Annotated in this window: 23 protein-coding genes; 15 read left to right on the top strand and 8 right to left on the bottom strand. The window is 70.9% G+C overall.

Features of this window, described 5'->3' with window-relative positions; all coding sequences use genetic code 11:
• Positions 1 to 17: 17 nt before the first annotated feature.
• From ACWDZ7_RS04890 to ACWDZ7_RS04875, 4 genes are all read right to left on the bottom strand, one after another.
• Positions 18 to 494, bottom strand: coding sequence for a MarR family winged helix-turn-helix transcriptional regulator (locus tag ACWDZ7_RS04890; RefSeq protein ID WP_451794898.1), 477 nt, complete (start codon positions 492 to 494; stop codon positions 18 to 20).
• A gap of 119 nt (positions 495 to 613) precedes the next feature.
• Positions 614 to 1,369 carry an AIM24 family protein gene (locus ACWDZ7_RS04885; RefSeq protein ID WP_451794897.1) on the bottom strand — a complete coding sequence of 252 codons (756 nt, stop codon included), beginning with the start codon at positions 1,367 to 1,369 and terminating at the stop codon, positions 614 to 616.
• Positions 1,370 to 1,416: 47 nt separating this feature from the next.
• Positions 1,417 to 2,067 (bottom strand): AIM24 family protein, encoded by a 651-nt coding sequence (locus tag ACWDZ7_RS04880; RefSeq protein ID WP_451795357.1) that lies wholly within the window; start codon positions 2,065 to 2,067, stop codon positions 1,417 to 1,419.
• A 1-nt stretch (position 2,068) separates the two neighbouring features.
• Positions 2,069 to 2,707, bottom strand: coding sequence for an AIM24 family protein (locus ACWDZ7_RS04875; RefSeq protein WP_451794896.1), 639 nt, complete (start codon positions 2,705 to 2,707; stop codon positions 2,069 to 2,071).
• A gap of 172 nt (positions 2,708 to 2,879) precedes the next feature.
• Here ACWDZ7_RS04875 and ACWDZ7_RS04870 point away from each other — a divergent pair, with 172 nt between their 5' ends.
• From ACWDZ7_RS04870 to ACWDZ7_RS04840, 7 genes are all read left to right on the top strand, one after another.
• Entirely contained in the window at positions 2,880 to 3,224 is a 345-nt protein-coding gene (locus ACWDZ7_RS04870) for a DUF3817 domain-containing protein (protein ID WP_451794894.1), read from the top strand.
• A complete protein-coding gene (locus ACWDZ7_RS04865) occupies positions 3,221 to 3,514 on the top strand; it encodes an MTH1187 family thiamine-binding protein (protein ID WP_451794893.1) in 294 nt (97 codons plus the stop codon). The genes ACWDZ7_RS04870 and ACWDZ7_RS04865 overlap by 4 nt, the downstream gene beginning before the upstream one ends.
• A 148-nt stretch (positions 3,515 to 3,662) precedes the next feature.
• Positions 3,663 to 4,373: a hypothetical protein gene (locus ACWDZ7_RS04860; protein ID WP_451794892.1), complete on the top strand. Its 711-nt coding sequence runs from the start codon at positions 3,663 to 3,665 to the stop codon at positions 4,371 to 4,373.
• A complete protein-coding gene (locus tag ACWDZ7_RS04855; RefSeq protein ID WP_451794891.1) occupies positions 4,370 to 5,050 on the top strand; it encodes a DUF4166 domain-containing protein in 681 nt (226 codons plus the stop codon). Before ACWDZ7_RS04860 ends, ACWDZ7_RS04855 begins: the two co-directional genes overlap by 4 nt.
• A complete protein-coding gene (locus ACWDZ7_RS04850) occupies positions 5,047 to 5,703 on the top strand; it encodes a TetR/AcrR family transcriptional regulator (RefSeq protein ID WP_451794890.1) in 657 nt (218 codons plus the stop codon). Before ACWDZ7_RS04855 ends, ACWDZ7_RS04850 begins: the two co-directional genes overlap by 4 nt.
• 724 nt (positions 5,704 to 6,427) lie before the next feature.
• Positions 6,428 to 8,302: a glycosyltransferase family 2 protein gene (locus ACWDZ7_RS04845; protein ID WP_451794888.1), complete on the top strand. Its 1,875-nt coding sequence runs from the start codon at positions 6,428 to 6,430 to the stop codon at positions 8,300 to 8,302.
• Between the two features lie 12 nt (positions 8,303 to 8,314).
• A complete protein-coding gene (locus tag ACWDZ7_RS04840) occupies positions 8,315 to 10,282 on the top strand; it encodes a galactose oxidase-like domain-containing protein (RefSeq protein ID WP_451795355.1) in 1,968 nt (655 codons plus the stop codon).
• Between the two features lie 37 nt (positions 10,283 to 10,319).
• Here ACWDZ7_RS04840 and ACWDZ7_RS04835 read toward each other — a convergent pair whose 3' ends face one another.
• On the bottom strand, positions 10,320 to 11,360 hold the full coding sequence (locus ACWDZ7_RS04835; RefSeq protein ID WP_451794886.1) for a glycoside hydrolase family 6 protein: 1,041 nt from the start codon (positions 11,358 to 11,360) through the stop codon (positions 10,320 to 10,322).
• A gap of 184 nt (positions 11,361 to 11,544) precedes the next feature.
• On the opposite strand from ACWDZ7_RS04835, the gene ACWDZ7_RS04830 reads away from it, so the two are divergent.
• The 4 genes from ACWDZ7_RS04830 (at position 11,545) to ACWDZ7_RS04815 (ending at position 15,452) form a co-directional block, all read left to right on the top strand.
• A complete protein-coding gene (locus tag ACWDZ7_RS04830) occupies positions 11,545 to 12,057 on the top strand; it encodes a MarR family winged helix-turn-helix transcriptional regulator (RefSeq protein ID WP_451512853.1) in 513 nt (170 codons plus the stop codon).
• Positions 12,058 to 12,108: 51 nt separating this feature from the next.
• A complete protein-coding gene (locus tag ACWDZ7_RS04825) occupies positions 12,109 to 12,441 on the top strand; it encodes a DUF3817 domain-containing protein (RefSeq protein ID WP_451794884.1) in 333 nt (110 codons plus the stop codon).
• 73 nt (positions 12,442 to 12,514) lie between these two features.
• Entirely contained in the window at positions 12,515 to 14,215 is a 1,701-nt protein-coding gene (locus ACWDZ7_RS04820; protein ID WP_451794883.1) for an acyl-CoA mutase large subunit family protein, read from the top strand.
• Between the two features lie 145 nt (positions 14,216 to 14,360).
• A complete protein-coding gene (locus ACWDZ7_RS04815; protein WP_451794882.1) occupies positions 14,361 to 15,452 on the top strand; it encodes an alpha/beta fold hydrolase in 1,092 nt (363 codons plus the stop codon).
• On the opposite strand, the gene ACWDZ7_RS04810 is transcribed toward ACWDZ7_RS04815, so the two are convergent.
• Complete coding sequence (locus ACWDZ7_RS04810; protein WP_451794880.1) at positions 15,442 to 16,839, bottom strand: sensor histidine kinase; 1,398 nt, start codon at positions 16,837 to 16,839, stop codon at positions 15,442 to 15,444. The genes ACWDZ7_RS04815 and ACWDZ7_RS04810 overlap by 11 nt on opposite strands.
• Positions 16,836 to 17,588 carry a response regulator transcription factor gene (locus ACWDZ7_RS04805; RefSeq protein WP_451512858.1) on the bottom strand — a complete coding sequence of 251 codons (753 nt, stop codon included), beginning with the start codon at positions 17,586 to 17,588 and terminating at the stop codon, positions 16,836 to 16,838. The genes ACWDZ7_RS04810 and ACWDZ7_RS04805 overlap by 4 nt, the downstream gene beginning before the upstream one ends.
• 64 nt (positions 17,589 to 17,652) lie before the next feature.
• Here ACWDZ7_RS04805 and ACWDZ7_RS04800 point away from each other — a divergent pair, with 64 nt between their 5' ends.
• Positions 17,653 to 18,804, top strand: coding sequence for a UDP-N-acetylglucosamine--N-acetylmuramyl-(pentapeptide) pyrophosphoryl-undecaprenol N-acetylglucosamine transferase (locus ACWDZ7_RS04800; RefSeq protein ID WP_451794878.1), 1,152 nt, complete (start codon positions 17,653 to 17,655; stop codon positions 18,802 to 18,804).
• Entirely contained in the window at positions 18,801 to 19,799 is a 999-nt protein-coding gene (locus tag ACWDZ7_RS04795; protein WP_451794876.1) for an SDR family NAD(P)-dependent oxidoreductase, read from the top strand. The genes ACWDZ7_RS04800 and ACWDZ7_RS04795 overlap by 4 nt, the downstream gene beginning before the upstream one ends.
• A gap of 1 nt (position 19,800) precedes the next feature.
• Here the strand turns inward: ACWDZ7_RS04795 and ACWDZ7_RS04790 are convergent, their stop codons facing one another.
• Entirely contained in the window at positions 19,801 to 20,445 is a 645-nt protein-coding gene (locus ACWDZ7_RS04790; RefSeq protein ID WP_451794874.1) for a TetR/AcrR family transcriptional regulator, read from the bottom strand.
• A 287-nt stretch (positions 20,446 to 20,732) separates the two neighbouring features.
• Between ACWDZ7_RS04790 and ACWDZ7_RS04785 the strand changes: the two genes are divergently transcribed.
• On the top strand, positions 20,733 to 21,725 hold the full coding sequence (locus ACWDZ7_RS04785) for a tetratricopeptide repeat protein (RefSeq protein ID WP_451794872.1): 993 nt from the start codon (positions 20,733 to 20,735) through the stop codon (positions 21,723 to 21,725).
• Between the two features lie 623 nt (positions 21,726 to 22,348).
• The gene (locus ACWDZ7_RS04780) at positions 22,349 to 22,966 is read left to right on the top strand and encodes a DUF6230 family protein (protein ID WP_451794870.1); all 618 of its coding nucleotides are present in this window, start codon (positions 22,349 to 22,351) and stop codon (positions 22,964 to 22,966) included.
• Positions 22,967 to 23,019 lie beyond the last annotated feature (53 nt).

The following is a 23,019-nucleotide window of genomic DNA, read 5'->3' as shown; positions in this document are numbered from 1 at the left end:
CGGTCACGCGGAGCGGGTCAGGGCTTGCCGCGCTGGGAGCGCAGATGTTCCGCGATCGGGGTCAGGGCCTTGTGCAGTTCGCCGAGCGCCTCGGGGGAGACGAGGTCGACGAAGTGCCGCCGCACGGAGGCGACGTGGTGCGGGGCGACCTTCTGCATGGTCTCCATGCCCTCGTCGGTGAGGACGGTGTAGAGGCCGCGCCGGTCGGACTCGCAGTTCTCACGGCGTACCAGGCCCGCGTTCTCCATGCGGGTGATCTGGTGCGACAGGCGACTCTTGGACTGGAGGGTCGCGGCGGCGAGATCACTCATGCGCATCCGCAGGTCTTCCGATTCTGAGAGATGCACGAGAATGTCGTAGTCGTTCATGGTCAGGTTGAACGGCTGAAGGTCCTTTTCGAGCTGATATGTCAGCATCCTGTTGACCTCCACGTGGGTGCGCCAGGCGCACTGTTCCTCGTCGGTCAGCCACTGCGGGGCCGTCTCGGTCTCCATGGAATCGATTCTACCTAAGAAGTTGAAAGGTGAACGAATGGTGGGATGTGACGCGCCTCGCATCCCCTGATCACGGGGAGGGGCACAGGCGTTCGCCGTCACACTCCGCAGACTACCGCTCACAGCCCGAAGCGACGCTGGAGGTCCCCCAGTTGTCCGGGAAGACGCGGTGCGCCGGACTGGTGCCCTGGTGGAGTGGGAGCGCTCCGCCCGCCCGGTACCCCGGCCTGGTCCGGCACCCCTCCCGCCGCCCGCTCGGGTATGAGCGCCTCGGTCGACTGGAGCAGCACGGTGCCGGCGCCCACGAACTCGAACTGGTGCTCCTCTCCCGAGGTGCCCCCGATGCCGGTCAGTGCCCGCACGCCCCCGATCACGCCGGTGAGGTAACCGTGGTCGTAGTGATGACACGGTGAAGGGCAGTCCGCCCAGCCCACGAGCGCCTGTGGATCGACCCGGATCGGCGGCTCCATGAACACCACCGGGCCGTTCGACGCGGCCACGAACTTGCCGGTTCCGATCAGCGTCAGAAAGCCCGGAACGATCGATTGCTTCAGCGCGAGAGTTGGCTGAAAAGCGAGGAGGTTGCCCGAGCGAATGGTGAGGTTGCCCTCATCCAGGTCATACGAATTGACGTCGAAGGCCCGGTCGGCGAGGAGCATCTTGCCCTGGCCGTCCGCCACGACCCAGTCACTTGCGTGCAGCGGCGAATGAAAACTGGTCCGGACCAGACGGTCCAGCCGGCCGTGCCCGATGCCGTTGAAGTCGATCCGCCCGTAGTAGGCGATCATCTTGCCCTTCTGCAGGAACCACTGGCTTCCCTTGAGCTCCACGCAGAAGGTGTACGCGTTGACGTTGTCGTCGCTCGGCAGCGTCATGGGGTCGAAGACCGCGGGCGCGCCCGCCGGGGTCGAGACATTGGGGTTCACAGCTTCTCCTCCGAAGCCTGGACGTACACCGCGCCGCTTCCCGACAGCTCCAGCTGGAACGCCTCTCCGGAGCCGCGGCCCACCATGTCGCGCCAGCCGAGCGCCGTGGAGAGTCTGTTGCGCACGTCGCCGTGGTGCGCGACATACGCCTGCGGGTCGACGTGGACCGGGCGCTGCGGGGTGATCGGGAGCTCGATGACGCCGCCGTGCGCCATGACGGCGACCGCGCCGTGTCCCTTCAGGGTCGTGGTGAACAGGCCCTGGCCGGTGACCTGCCCGCGCACCATGCCCATGACGCCGCCCTGGGAGCCCATGAACATCGTGCCCTGCTGGAGGGTGCCGTCGAAGGCGAGGAGCCGGTCCGCCTCCACGTACAGGGTGTCTCCGGAGAGGCCGATCACCTGGATGTGGTGACCGCCGTGCCCGAACAGGACCGTGCCGCTGCCCTCCACGGTCATCAGAGGAGTGGCCTCGCCCGCGACCCGGCGTCCGATCATGGAGGCCAGGCCGCCCTGGCCGCCCTGGAGGTTGGGCGTGAAGGAGACATCTCCCTTGTAGGCGAGCATGGCGCCGCGCTGGCTGAAGATCTTGGCGCCCGGCTCCACCGTCGCCTCGACCATCTTCGAGTTGATCTCCCGGAAGGGCATGTCAGACATCCCCCGCGATCGTGGTGCGCTCACTGGGCTGTACGTAGACGAGGCCGTCGCCCTCGAAGCGGATCTGGAAGGCCTCGCCGCCGCCCTCGCCCATGAAGGTGCGGAAGGTGACGCCGGACTGGAAGCTCTGGCGGACGTTCCCCTGATGGGCTATGTAGGCCCCCGGGTCGACCGTCAGGGGGTACTGCTGCGAGACGCGCAGCACCACCGCGGGCCCGTCGGAGACGATCGCCGCCTGCCCCGTCCCCTCGACGGTCGTGGTGAACAGCCCGTTCCCCTGCGTCGCGCCGCGCAGCCCCGTGAAGCTGGTGCCGGTGCGCAGCCCCGCGTCGGTGCAGAGCAGATTGCCCGCCTCCACGTACAGCTTCTCGCCGCGCAGCTCCACGAGGTTGATCTCGGTGGCGCGGTCGGCGAACCAGCAGGTGCCGTGCCCCTTCGCCTCCATCACCGTCATCTGCTCGCCGGTGACGCGGCGGGTCACCATGCCCCGGATGCCCTCGCCGCCGCCGGACATCTTTTTGAAGGCCAGCTGGCCGTCATAGGCGACCATCGAGCCGTTCTTCGCCTTCACGGCGTCGCCGGTCATGTCGACGGCGAGCACTCTGCTCCCTTGGAGCCGGAATGTAGCCACGAATCGACGGTAGCCGCCGCGTACCCGCCCAGAACAGGGTGAAGGCCCCTGAGCGAACCCCGAGAACTCCCCGATGTCACAATGGGGGTCGCTTGTGCGCGCGTTCACAAGATCGGCGCGCCGAGCGTGCGTCTCTTTCCCGCCCCGCCCCGCCCCTCACCGAAGGTGACCCGTGGACATCAAGACTGCCGCTGCCTTGCACCGACTCCGACTGGTCTCGATCCCGGAGGCCATCTCGTTCCCGATCCTGCTGGTCTGCTCGGTGCTCAAGCGCACCACCGAGTTCAACGCCGTCCCGGTGATGGGGTGGATCCACGCGATCCTGTTCCTCCTCTACGTCGTCTTCCTGCTCGACGCCTGGAACCGGACCAAGTGGCCGTGGCAGAAGGCGGCGGTCTACTTCCTGCTCGCGATCCCGCCCTTCGGCGGCCTGCTCGCCGAGCGCAAGCTCAAGCGGGAGGCCGAGTCCGCGGTGATCGCGTCGCGCGCCCGCAAGGAAGGGATCGTGAACGCATGATCGTCGCTTTCTCCGTGACCCCGCTCGGCGTCGGTGAGGACGTCGGCGAGTACGTGGCCGACGCCGTCCGTGTCGTCCGCGAGTCGGGGCTGCCGAACAGGACCGACGCCATGTTCACCTCCGTCGAGGGTGAGTGGGACGAGGTGATGGACGTCGTCAAGCGGGCCGTCGCCGCGGTGGAGGCGCGGGCGCCGCGCGTCTCCGTCGTCATGAAGGCGGACATCCGCCCCGGGGTGACGGACGGTCTCACCTCCAAGGTGGAGACGGTGGAGCGCCGCCTCTCCGCGTAGTGCCTGCCGGCCTTACGCGCCGCGACTTCGAGAAGCCCCCGCCTCCTGGGCGGGGGCTTTTCTGTGGCCACCGACTTGAGCGACTGCTCAAACACCGATACCTTCTTTTTGAGCAGTCGCTCAAAAGCCGCTGACGTGGGAGTTTACCGTGAGCCTGTACATCGAGGCACGGATACGCGCCGAACTCGACGACCTCTGGTCGCACACCCAGGAGCCCGCCCACCACCAGCGCTGGGACCTGCGCTTCACCGAGATCGCCTACCTGCCGTGCGAGGAGGGCGAGCCGCAGCCCTTCCGGTACGCCACGCGCGTACTGCCCTTCCTCACGATCGCCGGCACCGGAGTCAGTGCGGGCGAGAAGCGGCGCCCCGACGGCACCCGGACGTCCGCCCTGCGCTTCACCTCACCGCACCCGCTCTCCCTCCTCGAAGAAGGCAGCGGCTACTGGCGCTACGTACCGGCGCCGGACGGTGACGGTGTCCGCTTCCTCACCGGGTACGACTACCGACCGCGCTGGGGCCGCCTCGGCGCGCTCGCCGACCGCGTGTGCTTCCGCCCCCTCATGGGGTGGGCGACGGCCTGGTCCTTCGACCGGCTCAGGCTCTGGCTGGAGCGCGGCATCACCCCCGAGCGCGCGCTCCTGAACGCCGTCGCCGACGTCGTCCTCCGCGTTCTCTGTGTGGCGGCGGCGGTCGTCCTCGCCCCCATGACGGCCCTCGCGGCCGCCGCGCTCGCGGTGATCCTGCCGCCGCTGCCGACCACCCCGGCGGCCCGCCGCTGCCTGCGCACCCCACCGGCACGCGCGCGTGCCCCGCGCATCCTGTCCACCCTCGCCGTCGCCAAGGAGCCGCGCTCATGACGTCGATCTTCGAAACCGTGCTGGGCGCCGACTTCCACCGGCTCCACCCGCAGCTGCGCCGCCGCTTCTCCGTCGGCCTGGAGAGCGGCGAGGCCTGTACCGGGCGGGGCGTCATGGACCGGATCTGGCACGGCCGGGGCTTCGTGAAGCCGTTCCTCGCCGTCGGCGGCACCCGCAACATCCTCGTCCCGCGCCAGGGCCGCGACGTCCCCTTCAAGATCGAGAACGTGCCGTACGTCGACACGTACGGCCGTGAGACGGTGAGCTTCGTGCGCACCTTCGACCTGCCCGGCGGGTCCCGCCGCTTCGACGCCCAGATGGTCCTGAGCCCCAAGGGCGACCGCGTGCTCGACTACCTCGGCACGCATCAGCACCTCGCCAGCGACCTGCACTTCCGGGCCGAGCCCGACGGCTCGCTCGTGATCCGCTCCGGAGAGCACCGGTTCCGCGAGGGGCCGGTGGACTGCCGCGTTCCGTCGCTGATCGGGGGTGACGCCGAGGTGCGGGAGTCCTACGACGAGGCCGCCGGGCGCTTCCGTATCCAGGTCCGCGTGGTCAATCGGCGCTTCGGGCCGCTCTTCGGGTACGAGGGGTCCTTCACGGCGACGTACACGGACGTCCGTGCGTGCGGGGTGCGGGCCGGGCTGCGGCCCGTCCGCGAGGAGGCGCGGGCGTGAGCGCGGCCAAGGACCCCGCCAAGGGGCAGGAGACCCGCGACAAGCTCCTCGAAGGGGCGCTGCGGACACTCACGGAGCAGGGCATCGCCAAGACGTCGGCGCGGACCATCGCGGCGGCCGCCGGGGTCAACCAGGCGCTCGTCTTCTACCACTTCGGCTCTGTCGACGACCTGCTCGCGGCGGCGTGCCGGTACGGGACGGAGCAGCGGGTGGCCCTGTATCGGGACCGCCTCTCCGAGATCGGCTCCCTCTCCGAACTGCTCGCCTTCGGGCGGGAGGTGCACGAGGAGGAGCGTGCCGCCGGGCATGTCGCGGTCCTTGGGCAGTTGCTCGCGGGGGCGCAGACGCAGCCTCGGCTGGCGGTGGCCACGGCGGCGGGGCTCGCGCTCTGGGTCGAGGAGATCGAGAAGGTCCTGGTCCGGGTTCTTTCCGACTCGCCGCTCGGGGAGTTCACCGATGCGGTGGGGCTTGCGCGGGCGGTGGCGGCGTCCTTCGTCGGGATGGAGCTGTACGAAGGGGTCGACCCCGTGGGTACGGAGCGGGCCCTCACTGCTCTGGAGCAGTTGTCCCTCCTGGTGACCGCCGTCGAGGATCTCGGCCCCCTCGCCCAACGCGCCGTCCGCCACCGGCTCCGCCGGTCCTCGCGTCCTTGACTGGCGGTGCCGTCTTCTCCCTAGGCCCGAACCCAAGCCCGCCGCTTCGCGGCGGATGTCTCCCACCCACCCACCCGTTTGCCCGGCGACGGACATGGCGACGTAGGAGCAGCGGCAGCCCGCCCCACCGGTCCGCAGCCGCCGGCGAGACCGGAGGGGACGTGGCGGTATGTCCGCCCGGAGCACAGTGATGCAGCACAGGGCGCCGAAGCGGACAGGCGCCCGCGCCAAGATAGCGAGGACGGACATACCGCCGCGGCCCCGCCCCACCCACGCAGGCGGCGCAGCCAACGACGGCCCCCGCTTCACCCACGCCCGCAGGCGAAACCGACGACACCGCCCGCCCCACGCCCGCAGGCGCACCCACCACGGCCCCGCCCACCCCGTCGGCAGGCGCACCGCAACCACTGCGGCCCCCGCCCACCCCGTCGGCAGGCGCACCGCAGCTAACGAGGCGCCCCGCCCACCCCGTCGGCAGGCGCACCACAGCCAACGAGGCCCCCAGCCACCCCGCCCGCAGGCGCACCGCAGCCAACGACGCCCCGCCCACCCCGCCGGCAGGCGCACCACAGCCAACGACGCCCCCCACCCCCCACCCCCCCACCGACAGGCCCCCCGCCCTACCCCCGCCACTACCCGCCCCGCAACCCCACCCCCACCCCCCGCCCCAAAAACCCCTCACACGGACGCACCCGGTTCGACACGCTGACGAAACTCCCTTTTTGTGGGGGTATCGGCTCGTTCGATCACCAGAACACTGGAGGGCGCTGTGCGGCAGCCGGAGGGCTACGACTACGACACCCACAGCACGCTGGCCGGGCCGCTCACCGAGCCGCGCGGCGGCGAGGACGGCGGCGGAGACGGCGACGGCTGCTATCGGGTCCGGTACCGCAAGCTTCTCGCCTCCGAGCCGCATCGAATACGGGCCGTGCTCCTGATGACGCTGGCGCCCCTGCTCACCGGGCTCCTGCTCGTCTACCTCGTATGGCCCACGCACTGGACCGAACGCGAGGGCGGCGAACGCTGGCTCATCGGTCTCGACATCACGATGCTCGCGGCGATCGGTCTGATCGAGCTCTTCATGCTGATCAACGTCATATCGATCGCGCACGCCACGATGGTCGCGCGCGACCCCGTACCGGTGGTCCCCGAGGAGGGCACCCGCGTCGCGTTCCTGACCACGTACGTCCCGGGTAAAGAGCCGCTGTCCATGGTCCGGGCCACCCTTGAGGGGGCCGTCCGGATACACCACACCGGCCCCCTCGACGTGTGGCTCCTGGACGAGGGGAACAGCCCCGACGCCAAAGCCCTCTGCGAAGAGCTCGGCGTCCGGCACTTCACCCGGCTCGGCGTACCGGAGTGGAACCGCGCCAAGGGCCCGCACAAGGCCCGCACCAAGCACGGCAACTACAACGCCTGGCTGGCGATGCACCACACGGAGTACGACTTCTTCGCCTCCGTCGACACGGACCACGTGCCGCTCCCCAACTTCCTGGAGCGGATGATGGGCTACTTCCGGGATCCGGACGTCGCGTTCGTCGTCGGGCCGCAGGTCTACGGAAACTACGAGACGCCTGTCACCAAGGCCGCCGAGTCCCAGCAGTTCCTCTTCCACGCGCTCATCCAGCGCGCGGGCAACCGCTACCGGGCGCCCATGTTCGTCGGCACCAACAACGTCGTACGCGTCAGCGCGCTCACCCAGATAGGCGGCCTGTACGACTCGATCACCGAGGACATGGCGACCGGCTTCGAACTGCACCGCCGCCGCAACCCGGCCACCCAGCGGCACTGGCGCTCGGTCTACACCCCGGACGTGCTGGCCGTCGGCGAGGGCCCGGCCTCGTGGACGGACTTCTTCACCCAGCAGATGCGCTGGTCGCGCGGCACGTACGAGACGCTGTTCAAGCAGTACTGGAAGGCGCCGCTCTCGATGCCGCCCGGCCGTCTCTTCTCGTACACGCTCATGCTCGTCTACTACCCGATGACGGCGGTCAACTGGCTGCTGGGGATATTGAGCTGCACGCTCTTCCTGTGGTTCGGCGCTTCCGGGACCCAGGTCGCGGCCTCCGTCTGGATGATGCTCTACAGCGACGCGGCCGCCCTCCAGATCGGCCTCTACCTCTGGAACCGCCGCCACAACGTCTCCCCGCACGAGCCCGAAGGCTCGGGAGGCCTCGCCGGCATGGCGATGTCGGCGCTCTCCGCGCCCATCTACGCCAAATCACTCGGCGCGGCCGTCGTGCGCCGCCCGAGCCGCTTCGTGGTCACGCCGAAGGGCGGCGACGCGAGCCCCGACCGGCTGCTGACCTTCCGTATCCACCTCTTCTGGGCGGCGCTCCTCGCCGGCTCGCTGATCGCCTCCTTCGCGCTCGGCCACACACACGTGGCGATGCGCACCTGGGCGGTCCTCGCGATGGCCATCTCCCTCGCGCCGGTCGCGGTATGGGCGTTCACCGTCACCAAGGAGCGAAAGGAGCGCAAGGAGCGCGGAGAGGCCCTGGAAGTCAGGCAGCGGAGGGAGGAGCCGACCGGGCAGCCCGCCCCGGACGCGGAGGGCGAGCCGGCGTTCGCCACGGGCACGACGACAGGAGGGAACTGACACATGGCACCCATGGCCTACCGGCCCTCAAGACGTACGAGGAAGACACTCATCGGAGTCGGCGCCGGCGCGCTGCTCGTCGGACTGAACGCTCCCGCCGCGCTCTCCTTCGCCGAGGAGCAGTACTACGAGTACAAGATCTCCCGGCCCGGCTACAAGGCGAGGTACGGCTCCTGGAAACAGGTCGACATCCCCGAGGAGTTCCGCACCAACGCCATCCACGCCGCGCTCCTGCACACCGGCAAGGTGCTGATCGTCGCGGGCTCCGGCAACGAGCAGAAGAAGTTCGACGCCGGGTCGTTCGACACGGTCCTGTGGGACCCGAAGGACAATAGCTTCAAGAAAGTCGACACCCCCGTGGACTTCTTCTGCTCCGGGCACGCCCAGCTCCCCGACGGGCGCCTCCTGGTGGCGGGCGGCACCGCGCGCTACGAACTGCTCGACGGCGAGGTGGAGCGGGCCGGCGGCGGCATGCGGGTGAAGAACGAGAACCCGGACAGGCCGGTGGTCCTGAAGAAGGGCACCCGGTTCCGCTCGCCCTCCGGCATCGAGTACGAGAGCAAGTTCGACGTCGAGGTGCCGAAGGCCAAGCGGGACTACGAGATCACGTACTCCAAGTCCGGTTCCATGCGGCCCTGGAAGACGAAGATCAAGGCGAGCGAGGCGCGGGTCTTCGTCGAGGCGCTCGAACCGGGCGAGCAGTCGGTCAACGACAGGTCGGCGCAGTACGAGATCGAGGGTCTGACCGGCGAGGAGGCCGACAACACGTACGGCATCGCCGAGAAGATCGACATGGCGAAGCAGGACTTCCAGGGGATCAAGGCCGCGTACGAGTTCGACCCGAGGGCCGAGCGGTACATCCAGGTCGACCCGATGAAGAAGGCCCGCTGGTATCCGACGCTGGTCGGCCTGGAGGACGGCAAGGTGCTCGCGGTCTCCGGGCTCGACGACGTGGGCGTGATCGACCCCGGCGACAACGAGATCTACGACCCGAGGACGAAGAAGTGGACGGACGGCCCCAAGCGGTACTTCCCGACCTACCCCGCGCTCTTCCTCACCAAGGGCGGCAAGCTCTTCTACCCGGCGTCCAACGCGGGCTACGGGCCCGCCGAGAAGGGCCGTGAGCCGGGCCTGTGGGACCTGGAGACGAACAAGTTCGAGAAGGTCCCCGGGCTGACCGACCTCGACCAGACCGAGACGTCGGCGTCCGTGCTGCTGCCGCCCGCGCAGGACCAGAAAGTGATGATCATGGGCGGCGGGGGAGTGGGCGAATCCGACAAGGCGACGCGCCGCACGGCCGTGATCGACCTCAAGGAGGAGAACCCGTCCTTCAAGACCGGACCGCGGCTCCCGCGGGGCACCCGCTATCTGAACAGCGTGATCATGCCGGACGACTCGGTGTTCACCTCCAACGGCTCCTCCGACTACCGGGGCCGCGGCGCCAGCAACATCCTGAAGGCGCAGTTCTACGACCCCAGGACGAACGCTTTCCGCGAGGCCGCGTCGCCCAGGGTGGGCCGCAACTACCACTCCGAGGCGCTGCTCCTGCCCGACGGCCGGGTCGTCACCTTCGGCTCGGACCCCCTCTTCGACAACGAGCAGAACACCAAGCTCGGCCACTTCGAGCAGCGCATGGAGGTCTTCACGCCGCCGGCGCTGCACCGGGGCGGCAAGAACCGCCCGGTGCTCGGCGACGGCCCGCGGCAGCTGCCCGCGGACGGCCGCGCGACGTTCCTCACCGACCACCCCGAGAAGATCGCCTCCGCCCGCCTGATGCGGCCGAGCGCGGTGACGCACACGACGGACGTCGAGCAGCGCTCGGTCGCGCTGGGGCTCGGCAAGAGCCAGGGGGCGGTGACGGTGCACGTCCCCCGGGACGACGCGGCGCTGGTCCCGCCGGGCTGGTACATGCTGTTCGTCACGGACACGGACGGCACGTCATCGGAGGCGAAGTGGATCCACGTGGGCCAGGAGGACTGACTGACCGCCTGACCGCCTGACCGCCTGACCTCGTGCCTCACGCCGCCTTGGCGTTGCGCGCCAGGCCCAGGGCGTAGTCCGGCCACCACTGGCCCGCCGCCGGGCCGCCCCGGCACGGGCCGTCCGAGTCGCCCGGACGCTTGATCCACAGGACGGCGTCGAGCAGCGGGTCACCCGTACGGTCGGTGGGCGGAGTGCCGAGGCCGCGGCCCGGCGGGTTGCACCAGGCGTCCTGCCGGTCGCCCGACAGCGGCCCCTTGCCGTTGCGGCTGGTGTCCATGACGAAGTGCTTGCCGCCGACCGCCGCCGACAGCGTGCGGCCGTACGCCTTGGTGACCTGGTCGCTCTGGAAGTTCGAGACGTTCAGCGAGAAGCCGTCGGCCTGCGCGATGCCCGCCTTCAGGAGCGGCTCGGAGAGCTTGCGCGCGTCGGTGATCCAGCCGGGGTTCCCGGCGTCGAGGTACACCTTCACCTTCGGCTGCCGCTTGAGCCGCTGGATCGCCTCGGAGAGCAGCTGGTAGCGGTCCGCGTGGTACTCGGCCGGGGTGCAGCCGTCCACGATGTGCGGGATGGCGTCGGGTTCGAGGACGACCACGGCGGGGGCGGGACCGATCGCGTCGGCGAAGGTGTCCACCCAGTTCCGGTAGTAGTCGGCGCTGTTCGCGCCGCCCGCGGAGTGCTGGCCGCAGTCGCGGTGCGGGATGTTGTACGCGACGAGCACCGCCGTACGGCCCTCCTTCGCCGCGCCCTCGGCCGCCGCCCTGATGTCGGGCGCCGGATCGTCCCCGGCGGGCCAGACGGCCACGGGCTGCTCGGAGATCCGCCTGAGCGCCTCGGCGTCCCGGGCGCGGCCCTGCTGCTCCCACTCCTCGACCTGGCGGGCCGCGGGGCTCTCGGGGTCGACCCAGAACGTGCTCGGCGGGGCCTTCGCGGCGGCGGTCGAGGGGCCGGAGGCGACACCCGCGCCCTTGGACCTGGCGGGCCCGGCCTCGGACCCGGACCCCGACGAGCAGCCCGCCGTCAGCCCGATGGCGGTGAGGGCCGTGAGTGCCGTGAATGTGCGGAGCAGCCGGTGCATCCAGACCCCTTGGGCTACGGTGACGGACAGTCAGCTCCGCAATCGTTACATATGGGGTGAATCATCCCCTCGCGCGACACCGCGGCGTGGCGTACGGCGGGTCGCCCGGGGGTGATCAGGGAACGTACGCCCGAATTGCGAGACGGGGCTGACCAGCATGTGACCGGCGGGTAAGGTCTTTGGCGTGCCGAAGCCGCTCAGCCTTCCCTTCGATCCCATCGCCCGCGCCGACGAGCTCTGGAAGCAGCGCTGGGGATCGGTCCCGGCCATGGGCGCGATCACCTCGATCATGCGCGCGCACCAGATCCTGCTCGCCGAGGTCGACGCGGTCGTCAAGCCGTACGGGCTGACCTTCGCGCGCTACGAGGCGCTGGTGCTGCTCACCTTCTCGCAGGCCGGCGAGTTGCCGATGTCCAAGATCGGCGAGCGGCTCATGGTGCACCCCACATCCGTGACGAACACCGTCGACCGCCTCGTGAAGTCCGGCCTCGTCGACAAGCGGCCGAACCCCAACGACGGGCGGGGCACCCTCGCGTCCATCACGGAGAAGGGCCGCGAGGTCGTCGAGGCCGCCACGCGCGAGCTGATGGCGATGGACTTCGGGCTCGGGGTGTACGACGCGGAGGAGTGCGGGGAGATCTTCGCGATGCTCAGGCCCCTGCGGGTGGCGGCGGAGGACTTCGAGGACAGGGGCTGAGGGCCGGGCCCCGCCGACGAGAAGGCTCGCCGGGCGGTTACGCTCGTATCCATGAAATCCAGCGTGCTGACCCGCTATCGCGTGATGGCCTACGTCACCGCCGTCATGCTCCTCATCCTGTGCGCCTGCATGGTGGCCAAGTACGGCTTCGAGAAGGGCGAGGGTCTGACCCTGGTGGTCTCCCAGGTCCACGGAGTCCTCTACATCATCTACCTGATCTTCGCCTTCGACCTCGGCTCCAAGGCCAAGTGGCCGTTCGGCAAGCTCCTGTGGGTGCTCGTCTCCGGGACGATTCCGACCGCCGCGTTCTTCGTCGAGCGCAGGATCGCCCGCGAGGTCGAGCCGCTGATCACCGACGGTTCGCCGGTCACCGCGAAGGCGTGACCTCCGCCGCCACGGGCAACCCGTGGCGGTCAGGCATCGACTTTTACTAGGACGTCCTAGTAAATTCGGGGGTATGGACGCTGACGCGATCGAGGAAGGCCGCCGCCGCTGGCAGGCCCGTTACGACAAGGCCCGCAAGCGCGACGCGGACTTCACCACGCTCTCCGGCGACCCCGTCGACCCGGTCTACGGGCCGCGCCCCGGGGACACGTACGACGGGTTCGAGCGGATCGGCTGGCCCGGGGAGTACCCCTTCACGCGCGGGCTCCACGCCACCGGGTACCGGGGCAGGACCTGGACCATCCGCCAGTTCGCGGGCTTCGGCAACGCCGAGCAGACGAACGAGCGCTACAAGATGATCCTCGCCAACGGAGGCGGCGGCCTCTCCGTGGCCTTCGACATGCCGACCCTCATGGGCCGCGACTCCGACGACCCCCGCTCCCTCGGCGAGGTCGGGCACTGCGGCGTCGCCATCGACTCCGCCGCCGACATGGAGGTCCTCTTCAAGGACATCCCGCTCGGCGACGTGACGACCTCCATGACGATCAGCGGGCCCGCCGTGCCCGTCTTCTGCATGTACCTGGTCGCAGCCGAGCGCCAGGGCGTCGACCCGGGCGTCCTCAACGGCACGCTCCAGACCGACATCTTCAAGGAGTACATCGCGCAGAAGGAGTGGCTCTTCCAGCCCGAGCCGCATCTGCGCCTCATCGGCGACCTGATGGAGCACTGCGCGCGCGACATCCCCGCGTACAAGCCCCTCTCCGTCTCCGGCTACCACATCCGCGAGGCCGGTGCGACGGCCGCGCAGGAGCTGGCGTACACCCTCGCGGACGGCTTCGGGTACGTGGAGCTGGGGCTCAGCCGCGGCCTCGACGTCGACGTCTTCGCGCCCGGCCTCTCCTTCTTCTTCGACGCGCACGTCGACTTCTTCGAGGAGATCGCCAAGTTCCGCGCCGCTCGCCGCATCTGGGCCCGCTGGCTGAAGGACGTCTACGGCGCCAGGACCGACAAGGCCCAGTGGCTGCGCTTCCACACCCAGACCGCCGGCGTCTCCCTCACCGCCCAGCAGCCGTACAACAACGTCGTACGCACGGCCGTCGAGGCCCTCGCGGCGGTGCTCGGCGGCACGAACTCGCTGCACACCAACGCCCTCGACGAGACCCTCGCGCTGCCCAGCGAGCAGGCCGCCGAGATCGCGCTGCGCACCCAGCAGGTCCTCATGGAGGAGACCGGCGTCGCCAACGTGGCGGACCCGCTGGGCGGCTCCTGGTACATCGAGCAGCTCACCGACCGCATCGAGACCGACGCCGAGAAGATCTTCGAACAGATCAGGGAGCGGGGACGGCGGGCCTGCCCCGACGGGCAGCACCCCGTGGGGCCGATCACGTCCGGAATCCTGCGGGGCATAGAGGACGGCTGGTTCACCGGCGAGATCGCCGAGTCGGCCTTCCAGTACCAGCGGTCCGTGGAGAAGGGCGACAAGCGCGTCGTCGGCGTCAACTGCCTCAAGGGTTCCGTCACCGGTGACCTGGAGATCCTGCGGGTCAGTCACGAGGTCGAGCGGGAGCAGGTCCGCGAGCTAGGGGGGCGCAAGGAGCGGCGCGACGACGTGCGGGTTCGTGCCTCGCTCGACGCGATGCTCGCTGCCGCGCGGGACGGGTCGAACATGATCGGGCCCATGCTGGAGGCGGTTCGGGCGGAGGCGACCCTCGGGGAGATCTGCGGGGTTCTGCGGGACGAGTGGGGCGTTTACGTGGAGCCGCCGGGGTTCTAGGGCGAGGGGCGCGGGGGCCGGCCACGAAAGAGCGCGGGGAACCGCGCACGCCCAGCCCCCGCGGTCCGCACGGAAACAAGCAGGTTTAAGTTCCCCGGGCTGGGTAGGCGCGCCCCGTTCCCCGCCCCCGCCCCTGGAGTCATCCGTGACCTCGAACGGCCACGCCCGTACCGCCGCCATCGCCATAGGAGCCGCCACCCTCACCGTCCTCGGTGCACTGCTGGTCGGTGGTTCCGGTGAGGTGAGTGCGAGCCCGCCGCCCGAGCCCAAGGTGCAGGACGACTTCGACTCGCTCGGGCCCGAGGTGCGCGCCGCGAAGCTGGACAGCGGCCGCACCGCCCACTACATCGACCAGGGGCCGCGCGACGGCCGCCCCGTCCTGTACATCGGCGGCACCGGTACGAGCGCACGGGCCGCGCACATGACGGACTTCTTCCGCACGACGCGCGAGGACCTGGGCCTGCGCCTCGTCTCCGTCGAGCGCAACGGCTTCGGCGACACCGAGTTCGACAAGGGGCTCGGCAAGGAGGACTTCGCCGAGGACGCCCTGGCCGTCATGGACCGCCTGAAGGTGCGGGACTTCTCCGTCGTCGCGATCTCGGGCGGCGGCCCCTACGCCGCCGAACTCGTCGCCAGGGCCCCGGGCCGCGTCTCCGCGCTGCACCTCGCCGCCGCGCTCCCGCCCTACGGCACCAGGCCCGCGTTCTGCGGACTGTCCGACGACGCGCTCGCCACCGCCGTGAAGAACCAGATCAAGGACCCCCGCAAGTGGTGGGCGTTCCCCGACGACAGCCCCGTGAAGTCGATACCGGGCTTCGCCGACACGGCGTACGAGGAAGGCGCGCGCACCTACAACCAGCGCGGCCAGCAGTCCGACCCGGCGCCCCAGGTGCACGAGCAGCGGCTGTACTGCGAGCGCCCCGGCCCCGACCTGTCGAAGCTGGACGCGCCCGTCTACCTCTACGGCGGCGAGAAGGACACCACCGTGCCCCCGGAGACGCTGAAGACCTGGCGGCAGGAGCTGCCCGGCACCCCCAAGGTGCGGAGCTACGCCGACTCCGGCCATGACGTGCAGTACCGCCACTGGGACCAGATCCTGGTGGACCTCGCGGGGCACGGCGAGCGGACGGTCGTGTGCAAGGGCGAGCACACACGAGTGCTCGCGGCGCGGGAAGCGGACCGCCTCGTCGCGAAGGAGCGGGCCACCCTCGGCAGCTGCGCCTGGGCTAAGAAGTAGGCAGGACGAGACGGAACAGGGCGCCTGTGCCCGGTGCCCGTTCCGCCGTCAGCTCCGCCCCGTGGGCGTGCGCGATCTGGCGGGCCATCGCGAGGCCGAGGCCCGAGCCCGGCAGGGCGCGGGCCTTCTCGGCGCGGTAGAAGCGGTCGAAGACGTGCGGCAGGTCCTCCTCCGCGATGCCCGGCCCGTGATCGCGCACGGTCAGCTCGGTCGCCGTCAGGGCCAGCTCGACGGGCGTGCCCGGCGGGCTGAACTTCGCCGCGTTGTCGAGGAGGTTGGTGAGCAGCCGGGACAGCCGCGCCGGTACGCCGGGGATGCTGAGGTCCGCCGCCTGAGGCGCGACCTGGAGTGTGAAGGGGACCGTCGGCCAGTGGCCGCGCGCCGCCTCCACCGCGTGCGCGGCCAGCGGAGCGAGCCGCACCTCCTCAAGCAGGGGCCGCGGCTCCTCGTCCCTGGCCAGCTCGATCAAGTCGTTGACCAGGCCGGTGACCTCGCGCAGCTGGCGGCCCAGCGCCCCCGAGGCGCGCTCGCGCTGGGCCGGCGTCAGGCGGTCCGCCTTGGCGAGGAGTTCCGCGTTCGTACGCAGCGCCGTCAGCGGGGTGCGCAGTTCGTGGGAGGCGTCGGCGACCAGGCGTCGGCGGGCGGCGACGGACTCCTCCAGCTCGGCGAGCATCGTGTTGAACGTAGCGGCGAGCCGCGTGACCTCGTCCTGATGGCCCTCGCGGCCCGGCGGGACCGGCGGCAGCTCGATGCGGTGCCGGGCGTCGCGCGTGGCGGCGATGTGTTCGGCCGTGGCGGTGAGCCGGGTGATCGGGGCGAGGCCGGTGCGTGAGACCCAGTAGCCGCCGACCGCGGAGAGCAGGACGCCCGCGCCGCCCACCGCGAGGAGCAGCGACGCGGCCTGGCGCACACCGCGCTCGGCGATGTCGGCGCGCAGGGCCACCTGCACGGCCTCGCTCCTGTCGAAGGTGGTGGTGTACATCCGGCCCGGTTTCCCGCCGGGCAGCGTGAAGTTCGCGTAGTACGGCGCCCGCCGGCCCGAGGCGACCTCGCGCGTCGCCCGTGTCACCGGCAGCAGATACGGCTCCGCGGGGTCCTCGGCGGTGTCCGCCGGGACGAGCTGCGAGCAGGCGGGCGCGCCGAGGAACCGGCACTCGCCCGTCATCACGCCAAGGCCCTCGTCGCGGTGCTGCTGGGCGATGAGCGTCGCCGACTGGGCGAGGTTCTGGTCGAGCTGCTGGTACAGCTTGTAGCGGATCACGAGGAACGCGGCGGCGCACACCCCGACCGCCACCAGCGCCACGGCCGCCGCCGCGGCCAGCGCGAGGCGGGTCCGCAGCGGCCTGCGGCGCCGCCAGCGCGCGCCCAGCCCGCGCCGCGCGCTCACGGCGAGCCCAGCCGGTAGCCGACGCCGTGCACGGTGTGGACCAGGCGTGGCTCGCCGCCCGACTCCAGCTTGCGGCGCAGATAACCGACGTACACGGCGAGGGAGTTGGAGTCGGGCCCGAAGTCGCGGCCCCACACCGCCCGCTGGATCAGCTCGCGCGGCAGGACCTGCCCGGCGTTGCGCAGCAGCAGTTCGAGGAGGACGGCCTCCGTGCGGCTGAACTCGATCCGGCGCCCGCCGCGGCGCCCGGTGCGGGTCGCGGGGTCCAGGACGAGATCACCGTACGAGAGGTCGTCGCCGTCGCTCGCGGGCCGCTCCGGGGTCGCGCGCCGCAGCAGCGCCCGCACGCGGGCCACCAGCTCGTCCAGGGCGAAGGGCTTGACCAGATAGTCGTCGGCGCCCGCGTCCAGGCCGTCCACGCGCTCGCTCACCGAGTCCAGGGCGGTCAGGACGAGCACGGGAGTCCGGTCGCCCGCCGCGCGCAGCTGACGGCAGACCGCGAGACCGTCCATGACCGGCATCAGGACATCCAGGACCACGAGATCCGGCTCCCAGCGGGCCACCGCCGTGAGCGCGCGGTGGCCGTCGGCCGCGCCGCGCACCAGATGGCCCTCGACGGTCAGGGCGTCCTCGACGGCGGCACGGACCTCCGGGTCGTCGTCGACGACGAGGATCTTGTGCGCCGCCGCCTCGCCCGCGCCCGGCGGGCCGCCTCTGCCGGTCGGGCTCGTGAAGCTCGTGAAGCTCATGGGTCAAAGGTGCCAAACGCGGCTCTTAAAAGCCTCTTAGACCCTCGCGTGAGGCTTCCCTGCCATGCGAACCTCTCTCTCCGTCGTGATCGGCGCGGGCGGCACCGGCGGGCACATCTATCCCGGCCTCGCCCTCGCCGACGCGCTGCGCCGCGCCGTGCCGGGCGCGGTGATCTCCTTCGTCGGCACCGAGCGGGGCCTGGAGACCCGGCTGATACCGGACGCCGGGTACCGCCTGCACACCGTCGACATGATCCCGTTCGACCCGTCGCTCGGCGCCCGCCGCTATCTGCTGCCCGCCGCGCTGGTGAGGTCCGGCGCCCAGTGCCGGGCCATCCTGCGCGAGCAGGGCGCGCAGGTCGCCGTCGGCATGGGCGGCTACCCCAGCGCCCCCGTCATCGTCGGCGCACGCATGGCCGGCCTGCCGAGCCTCATCCACGAGTCCAACGCCGTACCCGGGCGCGCCAACCGGTTCGCCGCCCGGCTCACCCCCCACATCGCCGTCGCCTTCGACCGCAGCCGCGCGCATCTGCCGGGCGGCGAGCGCGCGCACACCACCGGGATGCCGATCGCCGCGCCGCTCGCCGCGCTCGACCGGGCCGCGCTGCGCGACGAGGCGCGGCGCGCGCTCGGCGTACCGGCCGGGGCCCGCCTCGTCCTCTTCAACGGCGGCAGCCTCGGGGCGGCCCGGCTCACCGAGGCCGCGGTCGGGCTCGCGGAGCGGTGGCGGGGGCGTGGGCGCGGGGACGTCCACCTCCTCATCAAGACCGGCCCGGCCGCCCTCGCGAAGACACGGGCGCGGCTCGCGTCGGCGGGCGGCGACGCGATCGCCCGCGCCGTCCCCTACCTCGACCGCATGGACCTCTCCTACGCCGCCGCCGACCTCGTCGTCTGCCGCGCCGGCTCCGCGACCGTCGCCGAACTGGCCGCCACCGGGGTCCCCGCCGTCCTCGTGCCCTACCCGCACGCGCCCGGCGACCACCAGACCCACAACGCCCGGGTCCTCACCGACGCGGGCGCCGGCCTGCTGCTGCCCGACGCCGAGACCACCGCGGAACGCCTCGCGGAGCTGGTCGGGCCGCTGCTCGCCGACCCCGCGCGGCTCGCCGCGATGAGCGGCGCCGCGGACCCGGGACCGCACGCCCGCGCCGCCGACCTGCTGGCGGAGCAAGTCCTCCGACTCACCCACCCCACACCTCACCTGGAGTACGCGTGAACACGTCTTTCTCATGGCGGGACCGCACCGTCCTCGTCACCGGAGCCGAGGGCTTCATCGGCTCGACGCTCGTCGACCTGCTGCTCGCGGAGGGCGCGAAGGTCCGTGCCTTCGTGCACTACAAGCCGTACGCGGAGAAGGGGCACCTCGCGCATCTCCTCGGTGATACGCGGGTCGAGATGATCGCGGGGGACGTGCGGGACGCGGGGCGCGTGATGGACGCGGTCGCCGGGTGCGACACGGTCTTCCACCTGGCCGCGCTGATCGGGATTCCGTACTCGTACGACTCCCCGGGGGCGTATGTCCAGACGAACGTCGTCGGCACCGAGAACGTCGCCGAGGCGTGCCGGAGGCACTCCGTGCGGCGGCTCGTCCACACCTCCACGAGTGAGGTGTACGGGACCGCGCTGACGGCGCCGATCGCCGAATCGCACCCGCTCCAGCCCCAGTCGCCGTACTCCGCATCGAAGATCGGCGCCGACATGATGGCGCTGTCGCACTGGCACGCCTTCGAACTGCCGGTCACGGTCGTCCGCCCCTTCAACACGTACGGGCCCCGGCAGTCGGCCCGTGCGGTGATCCCCACGATCCTCGCGCAACTCCACGCGGGGGCGCGGGAGATCAAGCTGGGGTCGCTGACGCCCACGCGGGACTTCACGTACGTGACGGACACGGCGCGGGGCTTCATGGCGACGGCGGTCTGCGACCGGGCGCTGGGCCACGCGGTGAATCTCGGCGTGGGCCGGGAGATCTCCATCGGCGACCTCGCGGAGGCGCTGATCGCGGCGTCCGGCCGGGAGGCCTCCGTGGTGGTCGACCCCGCGCGGCTCCGCCCCTCGGGCAGCGAGGTGGAGCGGCTTCTGTCGGACAACTCCCGGGCGCGGCAGTGGGCGGGCTGGGAACCTCAGGTCTCCCTCACGGAGGGCCTCGCACTGACCTCGGCCTGGGTGGCGGACAACCTCCGGCTCTTCGCGCCGGAGCGGTACCAGGTCTGAGTCACGTGGGCGCCGAGGCCGCCGCGGCCAGGCCCCCCAGCAGCAGCAGCGTGAAGCGGCGGGCCCACTCCTCGTCCACCGGTTCCGCGCTGACCAGCGCGCGGTGCACCACCGCGCCGGCGATCACGTCGAAGATGAGGTCGGCCGTGCGGCCCGCGGCGGCGGAGTCCGGTTCGGCGGGGAGTTCGCCCCGCTCCTGCGCCCGCTCCCGCCCCGCGAGGACCAGCCGCTTCTGGCGGTCGACGATGGACGTGCGGATGCGGTGCCGCAGCGGCTCGTCCCTCGTCGACTCGGCGACCACCGCCATGAGCGCCGTCTTCGTCTCGGGCCGCCCGAGCAGCACCGCGAACTGCAGGACCACGCCCTCGATGTCGGCGGCCAGGCTGCCCCGGTCGGGCAGTTCGAGCTCGTCGAAGAGTTCCGCCACCGCGTCCACGACCAGCTCGCTCTTGCCCGCCCATCGCCGGTACAGGGTGGTCTTGGCGACCCCCGCCCGCGTCGCGACGGCGCCGAGCGTCAGCTTGGACCAGCCCAGCTCGACGAGCCCCTGCCTGGTCGCCTCCAGGATCGCGGCGTCGGCGGTCGCGCTGCGCGGGCGCCCGCCGGTGCGGTGGGCGGCAGCAGTGGTGGACGTACGGCTCTGCATGGCCGCGACCATACCGGCCAGTACGGACTGTCCCGGGAGCCCCACGGACACCACAGTGAGGGAGATCACCGACGGCGCCTGTCCCCACCCGGGGCACGGCGGTTACGCTACGAGCCGTAGCGAAAGCCACGAGCGACAACCACGCAGCACGACCGGCCCGGGGTGGGGACCCCGCGCCAACCGGCGGTCCCCCTCGGGGCCTTGGACCGTGCCCCCTGTGACCCCGCGATCCGGCGGAGGGCCACGGACGGGCGCGGTTCGCGTACGGCTTGGGGGAGGATGTACTCATGCAGCCACGGAACATGTCCATGAGCGGAGTCGTCGACCTCGCCGCCGTGAAGGCGGCCCAGGAGGCCAAGGCGAAGGCGGAGCAGGCGCGCGCCGAAGCGGCCCGGCAGGGCGGGGGCGCGGCGGGTGCCGCGGTGTCCCCGTCGAGCCTGGTCATCGATGTCGACGAGGCGGGCTTCGAGCGCGAGGTCCTGCAGCGGTCCACCGAGGTCCCGGTCGTCATCGACTTCTGGGCCGAGTGGTGCGAGCCGTGCAAGCAGCTGAGCCCCCTCCTGGAGCGGCTCACGCAGGAGTACAACGGCCGTTTCCTCCTCGCCAAGATCGACGTCGACGCGAACCAGATGCTGATGCAGCAGTTCGGGGTCCAGGGGATCCCGGCCGTCTTCGCGGTGGTGGCGGGACAGGCCCTGCCCCTCTTCCAGGGCGCCGCCCCCGAGGCGCAGATCCGCCAGACCCTGGACCAGCTCATCCAGGTCGGCGAGGAGCGCTTCGGCCTGACCGGCCTCGTCGTCGACGCCGACGCCGAGGGAGCCCCGGGGCAGCAGGCCCCCGCACCGGCCGAGGTGCCGGCCGGTCCCTACGACGCCCTGCTCGAAGCGGCCGTCCAGGCGCTGGACGCCGGTGATCTGGGCGGTGCCGTACAGGCGTACAAGAACGTACTCAGCGACGATCCGGCCAACACCGAGGCCAAGCTCGGTCTCGCGCAGGCCGAACTGCTCCAGCGGGTCCAGGGACTTGACGCGCAGCAGGTCCGCAAGGACGCGGCCGACAGGCCGGCGGACGTGTCGGCGCAGATCGCGGCGGCCGACCTCGACCTGGTGGGCGGTCATGTCGAGGACGCCTTCGGGCGGCTCATCGACGCGGTGCGCCGCACGGCGGGCGACGACCGCGACGCCGCGCGGGTGCGGCTCCTCGAACTCTTCGAGGTGGTGGGCGCGGACGACCCGCGTGTGACGACCGCGCGCACGGCGCTGGCCCGGGTGCTTTTCTGACCAGTCCGTAAACGCCGGGGCTTGTGATGCCCGAGTGAAAAATCTGTTCCCAGGACGCGACAGTGGCCGTGATTTGCCAAAAATTGGCAAACGCGGCCACTGTTACTTGCAGTAAGGGGTGGGGCGCCCTCTGGGCGGTTTCGCCCGCCCATATCCCGTTCTGCCTCCCGCCGTTGAGCCACCGTCCGTGGCCGACCGATACCGCGCGGTCGCGGTTCGGTTATCCGGCCGTTACTAGCCAGTAATGAACCCCCTTGTGCGGCGGCCGAGAATGCACCACGATCGGCGACGCTCGGTCCGATGACCCGCAGTCCGACAGCCAGTCGGGAGCGGGCGCTTCGGGTCCCCACCGAGCAGACCGGTGACGCCGTCGCCGGTCTTGGACAGGGGGGTCTCTGCCGTTTCCGGCAGGGCCTGTCCGTGAGGTTGTGCGTGATGTGCGTCAGGCGCGACCAGTGGTTGTCGCTCGGGGGTGATCGCCGGTGATGTGTGGTGCGGATCGCGCCTCCGACGCGGGCGCTCTCCTTCCCGAGGACGTAGCACTTCTCCCATCCCTGCCCGGCTGAGCCGCCCGAGCGGGAGCAGTCAGGGCCGGAGATGTACGTCCGAGAAGGAGGAAAGTCATGGAGTCCGTGGCTCGTGGCGGAACCAGATGGAAGCGGTTCGCCGTGGTCATGGTGCCGAGCGTCGCGGCGACTGCCGCGATAGGCGTCGCCCTGTCCCAGGGTGCGCTCGCGGCATCTTTCAGTGTGTCGGGTCAGCAGTTCAAGGTGACTGCCGACGAACTCAAGGGCAAGGGATTCATCCAGTACGGGGCCCTGGACCACGGCAAGTCGGGTAACCACCCGGTCGCCGTCGTCGGCCTGGAGTCGGCCACGATCACCAATCTGTGCCAGTCCGTGGTCGTCCCGGTACCGGTCTTCGGCGATGTGTCGATGACCCTCAGGGCAGGCCGGGCCGGTGGCCCCAAGGTCATCGCAAAGAAGCTGTACATCGACGCCGACGACCTGAGGGCCAACGCGACCTTCCACAAGGTCGACATCGGCGTCTCGGTCGACCAGACCACCAAGGGACCGGGTCCGGCGAAGAACGACACGTACGCCCCGGACTCGTTCGCGCAGCAGGCGGAGTCGGTGAAGTTCACCGACGTCGAGCAGCGCGCGTGGGCGACCACGGCCGGCACCTTCAAGCTCTCCGGCCTCGCGATGTCGGTCAAAAAGGGCAAGCACGAGTGCTACTAGGACACGACCTGGGGCGGTTGACGCCCCGGTAGGTCGTACGCGGTCCGGTACGC

This window comes from Streptomyces sp. NPDC003032 (genome assembly GCF_053591415.1).
The sequence above is the reverse complement of the archived record's forward strand: the minus strand, read 5'-3'. Positions and strand labels throughout refer to the sequence as shown.

Bases quoted from the DNA above. Each gene is read 5' to 3' on its own strand.
- ACWDZ7_RS04890 (WP_451794898.1), bottom strand. From the start codon at position 494: ATGGAGACCGAGACGGCCCCGCAGTGGCTGACCGACGAGGAACAGTGC.
- ACWDZ7_RS04885 (WP_451794897.1), bottom strand. From the start codon at position 1,369: ATGACGCTGCCGAGCGACGACAACGTCAACGCGTACACCTTCTGCGTG.
- ACWDZ7_RS04880 (WP_451795357.1), bottom strand. From the start codon at position 2,067: ATGCCCTTCCGGGAGATCAACTCGAAGATGGTCGAGGCGACGGTGGAG.
- ACWDZ7_RS04865 (WP_451794893.1), top strand. From the start codon at position 3,221: ATGATCGTCGCTTTCTCCGTGACCCCGCTCGGCGTCGGTGAGGACGTC.
- ACWDZ7_RS04855 (WP_451794891.1), top strand. From the start codon at position 4,370: ATGACGTCGATCTTCGAAACCGTGCTGGGCGCCGACTTCCACCGGCTC.
- ACWDZ7_RS04840 (WP_451795355.1), top strand. From the start codon at position 8,315: ATGGCCTACCGGCCCTCAAGACGTACGAGGAAGACACTCATCGGAGTC.
- ACWDZ7_RS04835 (WP_451794886.1), bottom strand. From the start codon at position 11,360: ATGCACCGGCTGCTCCGCACATTCACGGCACTCACGGCCCTCACCGCC.
- ACWDZ7_RS04825 (WP_451794884.1), top strand. From the start codon at position 12,109: ATGAAATCCAGCGTGCTGACCCGCTATCGCGTGATGGCCTACGTCACC.
- ACWDZ7_RS04820 (WP_451794883.1), top strand. From the start codon at position 12,515: ATGGACGCTGACGCGATCGAGGAAGGCCGCCGCCGCTGGCAGGCCCGT.
- ACWDZ7_RS04805 (WP_451512858.1), bottom strand. From the start codon at position 17,588: ATGAGCTTCACGAGCTTCACGAGCCCGACCGGCAGAGGCGGCCCGCCG.
- ACWDZ7_RS04800 (WP_451794878.1), top strand. From the start codon at position 17,653: ATGCGAACCTCTCTCTCCGTCGTGATCGGCGCGGGCGGCACCGGCGGG.
- ACWDZ7_RS04790 (WP_451794874.1), bottom strand. From the start codon at position 20,445: ATGCAGAGCCGTACGTCCACCACTGCTGCCGCCCACCGCACCGGCGGG.
- ACWDZ7_RS04785 (WP_451794872.1), top strand. From the start codon at position 20,733: ATGCAGCCACGGAACATGTCCATGAGCGGAGTCGTCGACCTCGCCGCC.
- ACWDZ7_RS04780 (WP_451794870.1), top strand. From the start codon at position 22,349: ATGGAGTCCGTGGCTCGTGGCGGAACCAGATGGAAGCGGTTCGCCGTG.